Genomic DNA, 13,876 nt, shown 5'->3' on the forward strand with positions numbered 1-13,876 from the left:
AAACGAGTATTCACCCGAAAACGGCACCAGGTAAATAATCGCGCCGAGCCGAAGCGGCGGATGATCGGGCGCAGGCCCCACATGCCTCGGCGCACCCGCGTTTGGACACGCCTCAACAGAAGGAGCATGGCGATGAAAATTCTGATGGTTCTGACCTCGCATGACCAACTCGGGGACACCGGCAAGCCGACGGGCTTCTGGCTCGAGGAGTTCGCAGCGCCCTATTACGCATTCACGGATGCCGGAGCGGAGGTCACGCTTGCGTCACCGAAGGGTGGTCAACCGCCGATCGACCCGAAGAGCGACGAGCCGGGCAACCAGACCGAAGCGATGAAGCGCTTTAAGACGGACCTCGCGGGCCAGAGGGCACTGGCGCATACCTCCAAGCTTTCCGACATGAGTGCGGACGGCTTCGACGCGATCTTCTATCCGGGAGGTCACGGCCCGTTGTGGGACCTTGCCGACGACAGGAACTCGATTGCCCTGATCGAGAATTTCTACCATGCCGGCAAGCCGGTCGCGGCCGTCTGCCACGGCCCGGCAGTCCTGCGACAGGTCACCTATCAGGGAGAGCCCATCGTCAAGGGAAAGCGCGTCACCGGCTTCACCAATTCCGAGGAGGAGGCGGTGCAACTGACCGAGGTTGTGCCGTTCCTCGTCGAAGACGAACTGAAGCGTCTCGGCGGCCGCTTTGAAAAGGCTGCCGATTGGGCCGATTTCACGGTCGTCGACGGTCGGTTGATAACCGGACAGAACCCGTCTTCGTCCACCTCGGCGGCGAAGGAACTGCTGAAGCTACTTCAATAACGGAGCGGCTCGCTCGCCGGCTTTCCATAAGGGCTCCAAGGGCCTCATGCACTTTGATACAGATCCGTTAGCGAGAAGACACAAGCCGGATACTTCACGCTGATCCTCTGCAGCGCGTGACAACGCGGCCCGCGCCAAAAAAGGCGTTGGTCTTCTCGCAGAGGGACGACGATGATCCTTTTCACGATTTCCTATCTCGCAGGTGTGCTGACCATTGTCAGCCCCTGCATTCTTCCGGTGTTGCCTTTCGTGTTTTCACGAGCCGGTCGGCCATTCGCGACGAGCATTCTCCCGATGCTCATCGGCAAGGTCGTGACATTTGCGGGGGTCGCGACGCTGGCCGCCATCGGCGGTGACTGGGTGGTCCAGGCGAATGAGGCCGGCCGATATGCGGCAATTGCAGTGCTTGCGGTTTTCGGCGTCATGCTGCTCTCGCCGCAGGTTGGGGCCGTAGTCACCCGCCCACTGGTCGCCATCGGCAACCGCCTCTCACATCGGACAGCCGGACAGAAGGCGAGTGTCGGAGCATCGTTGCTCCTTGGTGTCGCGACCGGACTTCTCTGGGCGCCCTGCGCCGGTCCGGTCCTCGGGCTGGTGCTGACCGGCGCTGCCCTCCATGGCGCCAATGTGGGCACGACGCTTTTGCTGGCGGCCTATGCCGCCGGCGCGGCCACCTCGCTGGCGCTGGCCCTGCTCGCCGGTGGAAGGGTGTTTGCGGCCATGAAGCGGTCGCTCGGTTTCGGCGAGCGTCTCCGGCACGGCCTCGGCATCGCCGTGCTGGCGGGCGTCGCGGCAATTGCGCTCGGCCTGGATACGGGCCTCTTGGCGCGCCTCTCCTTTGCGGGCACCACGAGCATCGAGCAATCGCTCCTCGATCGCCTGCACGGCGAACTTCCTAAAACGGCGGCCAGCTATCGTGCCGCACCGGCCGCGAACGGTCAGGTCCGGCACTATCGAAGCAATCTGCCGGTGGAGGGCATTTTTCCACCCCTGGACGGCGCCGTGGAGTGGTTGAATTCCAAGCCGCTGACGGTGGAGGAGCTTCGCGGCAAGGTGGTCCTCGCCGATTTCTGGACCTACTCCTGCATCAACTGCATTCGGACAATCCCCTATGTTCGCGCCTGGGCGGAGAAGTACCGGGATCAGGGCCTGGTGGTCATCGGCGTGCATGCGCCCGAATTCGCCTTCGAGCGGCGCATCGACAACGTCAAGCGGGCAGTCAGCGATTTTAACATCGGTTATCCTGTCGCGGTCGACAACGACTTCGCGATCTGGCGCGCCTTCGCCAACAGCTACTGGCCCGCGCATTACTTCATCGATGCCGAGGGAAGGGTCAGGCACCACCACTTCGGCGAGGGTGACTACGCACAGTCGGAACGCGTCATCCAGGACCTGCTGGCGGAGGCGGCGGGTAGCCGCGCTGGTGAAGGAACTCTTGTGAAGCCCGAGGGAAAGGGCGCCGAAGCCGCCCCCGATTTCGCCAATCTCCAGTCCGGCGAAGACTATGTCGGCTACCGCCGTGCTGCGAACTTCGCGTCGTACGAGGGCGTCGCGGCCGATGAGCCACGCGACTATACGATCGGAAAGCCGCGCCTCAATCAGTGGGGCCTTGCCGGCAACTGGACCGTCGGCGCCGAGCAGGCGAGCCTCAATCGCGCCGGAGGAGCGGTCACCTATAGGTTCAGCGCGCGCGACCTACACCTCGTCCTCGGCCCAGGGGTGAACGGCAGGAAGGTGCGCTTCCAGGTGCTCGTTGACGGAACTGCACCGGGGACGGATCACGGTTCGGACATCGACCCGGAGGGCAACGGAACGGTGCGTGAGACGCGCCTCTATCAGCTCGTGCGCCAGTCAGGAGAAGTGCGTGAGCGGACATTCGAGATCCGCTTCCTTGATCCCGGCGTCGAAGTCTTTGTTTTCACATTCGGATGAGCGTTCGACTCGTCGTCAGAGAGGAGAGTTCAAGTGCGTGTTTTTGTCCTGGTCGTTGGCATCATGGCACTCGCGGCTGCGCCCTGTGCATGGGATACCGATCTACGAGAGGCATCGGCGATCGCGGCGCTCGTCGGCGGGGCAACGTCGTCTGAGCAAGGCCCGATGCAGGCGAAGTCAAGCCGCGACACTCCGGTTGCGCTGAATGGCGCGTTTAAATGAGGGTACCCGCCGATCCCAACGATCATGTCCTAAATCGACGGAAATACGACATTTGAGACATGGCGCTTTCGCCCTACCATCGAGGCTCCAATCTTAAATCAATGGAGCCTCGCATGACCCAGCACTCGAAAGGTACCGCTTTGATTACCGGCGCGTCCTCCGGCATCGGAGCGATCTATGCCGATCGCTTGGCGCGCAGGGGATATGACCTGATCCTCGTCGCCCGCAACCAGTCCCGGCTCAACGATCTCGCGAAGCGCCTGACCGATGAGACCGGCCGTGCCATCGAGGTCGTTGCGGCAGATCTAGGCAACAAGCACGATCTCGGCCGCCTCGAGCAGGTACTTCAGACGGATGCCAGCATTACCTTGCTGGTCAATAATGCAGGCGTCGGTGCGACTGCCCCACTGCTCGATTCCGATATCGACAAGATGGAGGAGATGATCATGCTGAACGTCAACGCTCTGACGCGGCTGACCTATGCGGCGGTTCCCCGCTTTGTCGCCCGTGGTACGGGTGCGATCATCAACATCGCTTCGATCGTCGGCATCGCGCCGGAGCTGCTGAACGGCGTCTACGGAGGCAGCAAGGCCTTTGTGCTCGCCTTTACCCAATCGCTTCAAAAGGAACTTTCCGAGAAGAACATCCGCGTTCAAGCGGTCCTCCCGGGTGCGACGGCCACCGACTTCTGGGGCACTGCGGGGACTCCTCTGGAACATGTCCCGAGCGAGATCGTCATGCCCGCCGAAGAGATGGTGGATGCCGCTCTCGCCGGCTTCGATCTCGGCGAACACGTCACCATTCCGGCGCTACCGAACGTTGCCGATTGGGAACTCTATGAGGCGGCGCGGCAGAAACTCATGCCGAACCTTTCCCTCCGGGCGCCGGCGGCTCGCTACCTCAATGCGGCCGGCTGAAGCAAATCGCCAACACCGGCAACAATTTTACCGCCGAGGATGGTTCAAATGAGCACGCCCACTCTGACACGTGAAAATCTGCTGTTCCTCGCGACCGGGCTTGCCGGCGCCTTCCTGGTGAACCTGTCGGCCCAATTTGCCTCGGCAAACATCGCCGACATCCAGAACGGGCTCTTGTCCAGCGCGGACGAGGGCTCCTGGATACTGACCGCCTATACGATGGGAAGTTGCGTCGGCATAGTCACCTCGGGCCTGTTAATCGGAGTCCTGAGCATAGGGCGCTACTTGGTCGCAAGCTCCATCTTGTTTGCGGCCGCGGCGCTCGCCGGTGCCATGACGAGCGACCTTGGCGTCATGATTGCATCCCGTTCACTGCAAGGCTTTGCCGCCGGCGGGTTCGGCCCGGCGGCGTTCGTCGCCGTCTTCATGGTGGCCGGCGGACCGCGTCTCGCCTATACGGTGGTCATACTCGCATTTGCCCTCCTCTTTTCCGGGACCGCAGGGGCCGCCATTGCCGGTTATGTCTCCGACAGTTTCGGCTGGCGCGCGCTTTTCGCCGTTCAGGCAGCGATCGGCGCGGCTCTGGCTCTTGCCGCCCGCTTTTGGGTTCCGCACAAGGCCCTGAACTGGTCGGCGCTCAAGGGCGATTGGACGTCCATCGTCCTGTTGTCGCTCGCCCTTGCGAGCCTGATGCTCGTCCTCAACCAAGGAGCGCGCCGCTTCTGGTTTGCGAGCGAGATGATCGTCTGGGGCGCCGGCTCGTCCGCTGCCGCGTGGGCGGGCTTCATTATCGTGTCACGCTTGTCAGCGCTGCCGCTCGTGGCGCCCCGGATCCTCCTCACACGGAGGTTTGGCCTTCCGATTGGGTTGAATTTCCTGCTACGCGCCGGTTTCGCCGTAAGCTCGTATCTAGTGCCGCAATTGCTCGCGACCGTAGAAGGCCACGCGCCGCTCGATATCTCGGAGCTCATGCTTTGGGCCGCGGCTGCCCAATTGCTCGCTCTCCCGCTGGTATGGTGGTTCCTGCATCTCTGTGATCTGCGCATCGCGATGGGAACCGGCGTTGTCCTCCTGGTGTTGGGAACCATGCTCATGGGCAGCGAAACCACGACGCCCGCGGGAGAACATTTCCGCTATGGGCTTGCCCTGTATTCGGCCGGTCAATTGTTGCTGTTGACGCCCGCCATGATCGTCGGCACCGGCAGTTTGAAGCCCGCGGACCTTCCGACAGCGTCGCTGACATTCAATATCAGCAATCTGGCGGGAACGACGCTCGGCGTCGGGGTTCTCTCCAGCTTCGTTGCTGAGCGTCAGAAGTACCATTCGGACGCACTCGCCGAGGCCGAGCGGATTTACGGCCTCGCCGGCGCTGTTGCGGGGCAGGTTGCGGGTGACGCCGGCGCCACGGTGAGGGCTGTAGTGGAGATTGGCTCGGCGGTTCGGCGGCAGGCCTGGGCGCTCGCATTCGGCGACGGCTTTGTCGTTATTGGGCTCATGTTGGTGCTCGGCCTAGTCGCAGTTGTGGCTATCGGCCGTTCGCCGCCATTGCTGCGTCCGGTCAGGATTTCTCAGCGGGAAGCCGCTCGAGACTGAGTGGCAGTTTGTATCCAGCGGAAATATCGTAATCGCGGAAAATTCCAGTAAGGAACTTGCCCATGCATAGGATCGGCTTTGTCGTTTTTCCAAGATTCCAGCTCATGGGTTTCGCGGCGGTAACCGCCTTCGAGATGGCGAACTCGGCGCTTGGGGAGCCGGCATATGAGATAGAGCTGCTCTCAGAGGCGGGCGGCGAGGTCAAGTCGTCCGCCGGCTTCGGTGTCCTCACGAGGGCCTTCGACGACAGACCTTTTGACACCGTGATGTTCGGCGCCGGCGTGACGATCGAGCCCATGACTCCGGAGCTGATCGCATTTGCGCGTCAAGCGCTTGAAACGTCGCGCCGGGTGGCGGCGCCCTGCACCGGCGCCTTCGTGCTTGCTGAAGCCGGTCTGCTCGATGGACGCCGCGCGACCACGCATTGGGCCTTCGCGCGCCAGCTCCAGGAGCGTTTCCCGGACGTCAAGGTCGAGGACGATCGCATCTTCATCGTTGACGGAAGCGTGTGGACGTCGGCAGGGATGACGGCGAGCATCGATCTTGCGCTTGCGATGATCGAGAAGGACCATGGCCAGGAGATTGCGCGCAACGTCGCCCGCAAGCTTGTCGTCTATCACCGGCGCGCCGGCGGGCAATCGCAGTTTTCGGCCTTGCTTGAGCTCGAGCCGAAGTCCGACCGGATCCAGAAGTCGATCGACTACGCCAAGGCGAATCTGCGCGGCGTGTTGTCGGTAGAAGAGCTAGCGGATGCGGCGGGGCTGAGCCCGCGCCAGTTCAGCCGGGCATTTCGGGCAGAGACGGGACAGTCGCCCGCCAAGGCAGTGGAGAACCTCCGCGTCGAAGCGGCCCGGCTGTTGATGGAGCAGGGCCGCCACTCCATGGACGTGATCGCAGTCGAGACAGGTTTTGCCGATCCCGATCGCATGCGCCGCGCCTTTCTTCGAACGCTCGGGCAGCCACCGCAGACGATCCGGCGAAATGCGCGCGATAGCGCATCCGCATAGTGCCGCCACTAGTGGAATTGTAACGCACTGTGTCCAGGCGCGGGTGCGTACATGAGCTTTCAATCGCGGTCTCGCGAAGTCACAACGCAGATACATGGGAATCGCATTCCGCAACTGTAGTTCACACAGTTCGGAGAAGAGCGATGACAGGGGAAATCAATCTGCAGAGACGGCGGTTCATCGGAGCGGCGGCGTTGACACTTGCCGCCGCGCAATTGAACATCACCGGCGTGGCCGCCGCAAAATCTACGGCTGAGGCCGGCATTCGGGCGATCACGCCAGGGACGAACACGTCCTTTGCCTCGCTGAAGCAGATCGATGCGGGCGTTCTTAATGTTGGTTACGCCGAACTCGGCGCGAGCGACGCGCCTGTGGTTATCCTTCTGCATGGCTGGCCCTACGACATCCACACCTATGTCGATGTGGCGCCCTTGCTGGCGGAGTCCGGCTACCGGGTGATCGTTCCCTATCTGCGCGGCTATGGGACGACGCGCTTTCTTTCACCGGAGACGCCGCGCAACGGTCAGCAGGCGGCAATCGCCGCCGACATCGTCGCCTTGATGGACGCGCTTGGCATTGAAAGGGCGGTCATCGGCGGATGCGATTGGGGCGCGCGGACCGCCAACATCATCGCCGCTCTCTGGCCGGAGCGGTGCAAGGCCCTTGTGTCCGTGAGCGGCTACCTGATCGGCAGCCGTGAAGCCAACAAGATGCCGCTGCCGCCCGGCGCCGAGCATGCCTGGTGGTACCAGTTCTACTTTGCCACCGACCGCGGGCGCGCCGGCTACGAGCGGAACCGAAACGAATTCGCGAGACTTATCTGGCAACTGGCCTCGCCGAAATGGAATTTCGACGACGCCACCTTCAACCGCAGCGCGGCGGCTTTCGACAACCCGGATCATGTCGATATCACGATCCATAACTACCGCTGGCGGATCAGCCTGGCCGACGGCGAGCCGAAATATGACGACCTGGAAGAAAAACTCGCCAAATTCCCCACGATCGGTGTGCCGACGATCACGCTGGAGGGAGATGCCAACGGCGCTCCGCATCCCGAGCCGGCGGCTTACGCGAAAAAATTCTCCGGCAAATATGAACATAGGCTGATCACAGGCGGCATCGGTCACAACCTGCCGCAGGAAGCTCCTCAGGCCTTTGCACAGGCCGTCTTCGACGTCGATCGTTTCTGATCACTTTTAACGCCGCAGCACGGTCGCATCCTTTTGGACGCTCCGAGATCGCTGTAGACTTTTTAAAGCGCGTCCGCATTCACGAATGCGCGACGCGCTTTGGGTATTGTCTTCATGCATCTCGCGTTCAACCGTGGCGCACCTTCGGGCGACATGGGCGAATGGCTTCACCCTTTTACGCGTCGCCTCTGACAGCGCTTTTGTATCGCAGTGTTTCCGTTCCGCATCTTGCCGGCATTCGCTTACTTTCTTCGCCTGGTCACGAAACATTCCATACACGTGCGGAACGGCATGTGTGCCTCGACAGTCGGACAAGCCAATTGGCTCGGCGTCATCAACTCTGTCGAAGGAAGGACACCATGACCGAGATCGAGAAGGTACTTTACACCGGCAAGACGCACACCACCGGTGGCCGTGAAGGCGCATCCCGCAGTTCTGACGGGCGCCTGGACATCAAGCTTTCCTCACCCGGCAGCACGGGGCCGGGGACCAATCCGGAGCAGCTCTTCGCGGCCGGCTGGTCGGCCTGCTTTATAGGGGCGATCGGAAAGGCGGCCAGCGAGCGGAAGATAACGCTTCCGGCCGATCTCGCGGTGGACGCGGAAGTGGATCTTCGCCACGGCGGCGGCGCCTATTCGCTGCAGGCCCGGCTCAATGTGAGCATGCCGGGCATCGACCGGGACACGGCAGAGGCGCTGGTCGAGCGGGCCCATCAGACCTGCCCTTACTCCAAGGCGACGCGCGGCAATATCGAGGTCGCGATCAACATCGTCTGACACTGAAGAAGATACCTCCCGATCGGACGAGTTTCGGTCGGGGGGCAGCCGGCGATTTTCGCCCACGCGTTCAGGGCGGCATTCTGGTCCCGGCGAACAACTCGCACCGGCGCATGGCGCTTCCAAACACAAGGAGAAAAGCATGACCACCGCAATCAACAGCGAAAGAACGCGGCCGATCGACATGAAGCTCGAGGTCATCGTCGTCCCCGTCTCGGATGTCGAACGCGCAAAGGCATTCTACGCGAACCTCGGTTGGCGCCTCGATGCCGATTTTGCCGGGGATGACGGCTACCGCGTGATCCAGTTCACCCCGCCCGGATCCGGCGCCTCGGTCATCTTCGGAAAGAATGTCACCGACGCGCAACCGGGCTCCGCCCAGGGGCTGTATCTGATCGTTTCCGACATAGAGGCCGCCCGCGAGGATTTGCGCCGCCGCGGCGTCGATATCAGCGAAGTGTTCCATGCGGGCGACGTGCACGCGGGCAAAGACGAGCCCTATCTGTTCGGGCGACACAGGGTTGGCGGGGCTGATCCCGAGCGCCGTAGCTACCGCTCCTATGCCTCGTTCCGCGATCCGGATGGCAACGGCTGGCTGTTCCAGGAGGTCACCACACGGTTGCCCGGGCGGATCGACGCGAGCACCACGACATTCGCCTCCGCCGCGGATCTGGCAAGCGCTTTCCGGCGCGCAGAGGCCGCCCACGGCGAATACGAGAAGCAACTCGGTCACCGTGACGAGGATTGGCCTATCTGGTACGCCGAGTACATCGTCCGAGAGCAGACGGGCGAGCCGCAGCCCGCGTGAATGGGCTGCTGCACTAACGGATTCCATGTCAGGGCGGCCGAGGCCGCCCTGGTGTGTAGCCACGGGGGCCGAGGATTCTACTGTCGGAGACTGATTTCCGCCACCAGTCCTCCGCCGTCGCGGTTGCGCAAGGTGAGCGCAGCACCAATCGCGGTCGCGAGCTGATCGGCGATCGCAAGACCGAGGCCAGTCCCCCCCGTGTCGCGGTTGCGCGACTGCTCCAGACGGAAGAAAGGGTTCAGGACGGCTTCCAACTGGTCCTCCGGAATGCCGGGACCGCGATCGAGCACTCTTATAAAGACGGTGCGGTCCTGGCGCTGAGCCTCGATTTCCGCACTGCCGGCGAATTTGAGCGCATTGTCGATCAGGTTGGTGAGAATTCGCCTTAGCGCGTGCGACCGGGTCGCAATCGCGCCGTGGCTCAATTCGCCGATGGTAACGGCCTTGCCGGTATCCTGGTAATCATATGCGAGGCTCTCGATGAACGAGGCGAGATCGATGCGTGAGGCCTTTTCCTCCGTGCCGTGGGTGCTGCGCGCATAGGCAACCCCTTCCTTGACGAGGCGCTCGACTTCGCCAAGGTCCTGGAGCAGCTTGTCCCGCTCGGCGGATTCATCGGCCATTTCGGCGCGCAGCTTCATGCGGGTGATCGGCGTCTGTAGATCGTGCGAGATCGCAGCAAGGATCTGCACGCGCTCTTCCAGATACTGCGCGATGCGATCCCGCATCGAATTGAAGGCGGTCGCCGCGTAGGCCACTTCCGTTGGTCCGGTTTCGCTGAGACGCGGCGTGTTGCTGTTCGGGTCCAGCGTGTCGGCGGCCTTCGCCAGATTGGCGAGAGGCCGGATGGCCTGGCGCATCGCGATCCAGCTGCACAACACCAAAAGGGAAAGCTGTGCCACGAGCACGTAAGGCAGCCAGTCGGCTACGGGCATGACGCCCCTTGGGGTGACGTCTATCGTCAGTGGTTCGCCGTCGCTCAAGCGAAGATGCGCCTGGAGACGGCGGGCCGCGCCGGGAATCGACTGAACTTCGATCGGGTATTTCGCGCCTATTGCAGCCTGGATCTTGGAGGCGACTTCGGCGTCGTTCGGCTCAAGCACTGGATTGCCGGGCATGCCTGGCCCCAGGAGGAACCGGTAGGAGCCGCGAGCAAGTTGATCCAGCCAGGCGCTGCGCTCGGCGGCAGGCAGCCTGTCGAGGATGGCGATCGCCGTCGCGACGTCGTTCTCGAGCGTATTGAACATCACCGACCTCGCGGCGACATACCGCTCGGAAAACAGCACCGCAAACGACATGGCGTGAGCGATTGCGAGACCGGCAAGGAGAATTATGAACAGCCGCGCCCTGAGTGTGCGCGGCCAAAGGCGAATTCCTTTGAGGGCGGCCGCCGACATCAGCGCGGCTCCACGATTTCGACCGGCATCGAGAAGACATAGCCTTCGCTGCGGACCGTCTTGATATAGGTCGGCTCGCGGGCATCGTCGCCGAGACGCTGGCGCACCCGACTGACCAGGAGATCGATGGAGCGGTCGAAGAGTTCGGCATCGCGTCCTTGCGTCAGATTGAGGAGCTGATCGCGGTTGAGGACGCGCTGTGGATGGTCGACGAAGACGCGCAGCAGCCGATACTCGGCACCGCTGAGCGCAATCACGGTCCCGTCCGCATCGACGAGATGCCTTGCCGTCGTGTCGAGCTTCCATTGACCGAAGCGCAGCAGCTGGCCGGCTTCCGAGATCTGCAGATTGGGCGGCAACATGCGCGCGCGCCGCAGGACCGCCTTGATGCGGGCGAGCAACTCGCGCGCCGAGAACGGCTTGGCAAGATAGTCGTCGGCGCCCATTTCCAGGCCGATGATGCGGTCCATCTCGTCTGAGCGGGCAGTCAGCATGACAATCGGTGTCGCCTTGTGTCTGCCGACGCGCAGCTCGCGGCTCAGAACGAGGCCATCGTCGCCCGGCATCATGAGATCGAGGATGATGAGGTCGACCGTGTTGGCCTCGAGGAACGCGCGCATCTGCCGCCCGTCGGCGACGGCGGTTACGCGCAGGCCGTTCTTCTTCAGATAGCTCGACACGAGCTCCCGGATTTCCCGATCGTCATCCACGACCAAGACATGATCAACGTGTTCCATGGCGCGATCTCCACCGTTCGACCCGTCATTACTTATCAAAATGAAAACGCCGTGGTAGCAGTATTCACCGGCTCGTGCGCCTGTGTCGACTGAAGGCTAGAGTCGACGCAGCGGCCGGAAAGCGGCGCGCAGCTCGGCGCTGAACAAGTCCGGCTCCTCCCAGGCGGCGAAATGGCCGCCCTTGTCCACGCGATTGTAGTAAATCAGGTTGCGGTAGGCGCGTTCCGCCCAGCGCTTCGGCGGCCTGTACACCTCTCCGGGGAAAATCGTCACCGCCGCCGGGATCGCGATAGGGACCAACTTGGCAGTGCCCGCGCTGTTCTCCCAATATATCCGGCCGCTCGAGGTCCCGGTGTTCGTCAGCCAGTAGAGCGTGATGTTGTCGAGAATTTCGTCGCGGCTCAACGCGCGTTCCGGTTCGCCCCGGGTGAACACCCAATCGGCGAGCTTGTCATAGATCCACGCTGCCAATCCGACCGGTGAGTCGGCGAGGCTGTAGCCGACGGTTTGCGGACGCGTCCCCATGATTGCCGCATAGCCAAAGCCTTTGCCGAGGAACTCCCTGGCCTCGTCAAACACCGCCCGCTCCTCGGCGCTCAAATCCGCCGGTGCAGGATCACCGCTTTTCAATGCCTTGGCGACTTCCTGCGGGAGGGTGGTAGAGCGCTCGATCCTGTTGACGTGGATGCCGCGCAAACCCGGAGTAGCCTGGCGGCCCATCGCATCAGAAATGATGGCACCCCAATCGCCGCCCTGTGACACGTAGTCCTGATACCCAAGGCGCTTCATGAGAATGTCCCAGGCGCGGGCGATGCGGTCCGGGTTCCAGCCAGTGCCTTTCGGCTTTTCGGAAAAGCCGAAGCCGGGAAGGGAGGGAAGCACGAGATGGAAGGCGTCCTCCGCGGTCCCTCCATGTGCCGTCGGATCGGTCAGCGGACCGATCACCTTTAGCAGTTCGAAAACCGAACCGGGCCAGCCGTGAGTCATGATGAGTGGCAATGCGTCTGCATGACGAGAGCGGACGTGGATGAAGTGGATGTCGAGGCCGTCGATATTGGTCACAAACTGCGGCAGGGCGTTGAGTTTCGCCTCGGCCCTGCGCCAGTCGTAACTGCTTTGCCAGTAGCCGACGAGGGACCGAAGCTTCTCAAGCTGCACGCCCTGGGATCGGTCATCGACCGTCTCCGGGTCGGGCCAGCGTGTGGCGACAAGGCGCTGGCGGAGGTCGACGAGCGCTGCCGCGGGCACACCCGCGCGGAAGGGGCGAATGGAATCGGCCACTACGGTCGCCGGCGCAACCGCTTGGGCGAGGGCAGGCGCAGGGCGAAACGCCGCAAAGGCTGCCGCCACAGCTCCGTTCAAGAGCAGAGCCCGGCGGGACAGCGCGGACGCTCCGGTCGATTCCTGTGCGGTCATCTTCGCACTTCCTTCCAGGTGGTTCTCAATATCCATGTCGAACGCTCACTTGACCGGAACGACCAGCGGCGTGCCTTTCTTGACAACATATGTCGCAAGTTCCGATGCCTTGCCGCTGCCGACATTCTTCGCCACATGCGCCACTCCGGCCGGGATGAACAATGCTTCCCCGGCATGAAGGATGACCGGTGCTCTCCCCTCGAGCTGATATTCCAACGAGCCCTCGAGGACATAGGCTATCTCTTCGCCCGGATGGGAGTGCTTGATGGAGACGGCATCCTGTTCGAAATCGACCCGCACCTGGACGGCCTCCCGGCCAGGCGTATCGAGGTCGTGCTGCACGAGATCGGTACGCTGAATTCCCGCTTGCTGCGCCTTGGCCGCCTGCAGCGCCAATCCGCTTCCAACGATCAGCAGCGCAGCCGCGATGATCCGAGACGTTTTCATATGGTCGTCCTTTCGCATATTGGGTCGAGGCCGTTTTCGAAGCCAGCGTCGCCATTTGAACGTCCGGGTGTATTGACGATGTGTCTGCTGGGCAGGACTTTTGTAACGACATGTGTCGCGGAAGCAGCGGGGGCGAATTCGCGCCGGGTGGGGCTGGCGAGTGCGGGACACCGCGTTCCTGCCGGAGCTCGAGAACCCCGCGATGGCGACGATGGCTTTCCATGCCCTTACGATGATGATCGCCGAAATGATCGCCGCGCCCAACAGCACCACCCGGTGATCGCGAAATAGGCGTTGAGCCCCCAGGCGCAGACACACATTGCCGGAACGAGAGCCAGCAGTTCATTCCTCGTCTACGGCCTTGCTGGCTTGGCCGGCGATCTAGTCGTCGTGCCTGCCGCTTTGCGGGCTCGTGCGGGTTTTGACGACGATCCCCAGCCTGAGCCATCGGTTCCAGTAACCTGAACAGACGCTGCAAGTCGTCATCGCCGTCAGCCCATCTTTGCCACGGCGCATCCTCTCACGATGGGCGACGCGGGCTAAAGCCAAGCGATCGAGCTAGACATGCGGTGTGGCACGACGCGGGAACGCCCCACCAAGGTACGTCGGCTTAGTGCCAATTGCGGT

General features: G+C 62.6%; 13 protein-coding genes. 9 read left to right on the forward strand and 4 right to left on the reverse strand.

Annotated features, from left to right (window positions below):
- Window positions 1–132: 132 nt before the first annotated feature.
- The 9 genes from CO656_RS00300 (at window position 133) to CO656_RS00335 (ending at window position 9,252) form a co-directional block, all read left to right on the forward strand.
- On the forward strand, window positions 133–807 hold the full coding sequence (locus CO656_RS00300; RefSeq protein WP_037416233.1) for a type 1 glutamine amidotransferase domain-containing protein: 675 nt from the start codon (window positions 133–135) through the stop codon (window positions 805–807).
- 171 nt (window positions 808–978) lie between these two features.
- Window positions 979–2,739, forward strand: a complete 1,761-nt coding sequence (locus tag CO656_RS00305) for a cytochrome c biogenesis protein DipZ (protein ID WP_097524395.1) — start codon at window positions 979–981, stop codon at window positions 2,737–2,739.
- Window positions 2,740–2,772: 33 nt separating this feature from the next.
- On the forward strand, window positions 2,773–2,961 hold the full coding sequence (locus CO656_RS29565) for a hypothetical protein (RefSeq protein WP_097538664.1): 189 nt from the start codon (window positions 2,773–2,775) through the stop codon (window positions 2,959–2,961).
- 113 nt (window positions 2,962–3,074) lie between these two features.
- Entirely contained in the window at window positions 3,075–3,878 is an 804-nt protein-coding gene (locus CO656_RS00310; protein ID WP_097524396.1) for an SDR family oxidoreductase, read from the forward strand.
- 48 nt (window positions 3,879–3,926) lie between these two features.
- Window positions 3,927–5,471, forward strand: coding sequence for an MFS transporter (locus CO656_RS00315; RefSeq protein WP_097524397.1), 1,545 nt, complete (start codon window positions 3,927–3,929; stop codon window positions 5,469–5,471).
- A gap of 62 nt (window positions 5,472–5,533) precedes the next feature.
- Window positions 5,534–6,478: a GlxA family transcriptional regulator gene (locus CO656_RS00320; protein ID WP_037416245.1), complete on the forward strand. Its 945-nt coding sequence runs from the start codon at window positions 5,534–5,536 to the stop codon at window positions 6,476–6,478.
- 143 nt (window positions 6,479–6,621) lie between these two features.
- A complete protein-coding gene (locus CO656_RS00325; RefSeq protein ID WP_097524398.1) occupies window positions 6,622–7,668 on the forward strand; it encodes an alpha/beta hydrolase in 1,047 nt (348 codons plus the stop codon).
- A 359-nt stretch (window positions 7,669–8,027) separates the two neighbouring features.
- The gene (locus CO656_RS00330; RefSeq protein WP_097524399.1) at window positions 8,028–8,444 is read left to right on the forward strand and encodes an organic hydroperoxide resistance protein; all 417 of its coding nucleotides are present in this window, start codon (window positions 8,028–8,030) and stop codon (window positions 8,442–8,444) included.
- A 142-nt stretch (window positions 8,445–8,586) separates the two neighbouring features.
- Window positions 8,587–9,252: a VOC family protein gene (locus tag CO656_RS00335; protein ID WP_097524400.1), complete on the forward strand. Its 666-nt coding sequence runs from the start codon at window positions 8,587–8,589 to the stop codon at window positions 9,250–9,252.
- Window positions 9,253–9,329: 77 nt separating this feature from the next.
- On the opposite strand, the gene CO656_RS00340 is transcribed toward CO656_RS00335, so the two are convergent.
- The 4 genes from CO656_RS00340 to CO656_RS00360 form a co-directional block, all read right to left on the reverse strand.
- The gene (locus CO656_RS00340; protein WP_097524710.1) at window positions 9,330–10,652 is read right to left on the reverse strand and encodes an ATP-binding protein; all 1,323 of its coding nucleotides are present in this window, start codon (window positions 10,650–10,652) and stop codon (window positions 9,330–9,332) included.
- Window positions 10,649–11,386: a response regulator gene (locus CO656_RS00345; protein ID WP_097524401.1), complete on the reverse strand. Its 738-nt coding sequence runs from the start codon at window positions 11,384–11,386 to the stop codon at window positions 10,649–10,651. Before CO656_RS00345 ends, CO656_RS00340 begins: the two co-directional genes overlap by 4 nt.
- Before the next feature lie 96 nt (window positions 11,387–11,482).
- Window positions 11,483–12,802, reverse strand: coding sequence for an epoxide hydrolase (locus CO656_RS00355; protein ID WP_179864682.1), 1,320 nt, complete (start codon window positions 12,800–12,802; stop codon window positions 11,483–11,485).
- A gap of 45 nt (window positions 12,803–12,847) precedes the next feature.
- A complete protein-coding gene (locus CO656_RS00360) occupies window positions 12,848–13,249 on the reverse strand; it encodes a cupin domain-containing protein (protein ID WP_097524711.1) in 402 nt (133 codons plus the stop codon).
- Window positions 13,250–13,876: the final 627 nt, after the last annotated feature.

The organism is Sinorhizobium sp. FG01 (assembly GCF_002531875.1).
Lineage (GTDB): Bacteria > Pseudomonadota > Alphaproteobacteria > Rhizobiales > Rhizobiaceae > Sinorhizobium > Sinorhizobium fredii_C.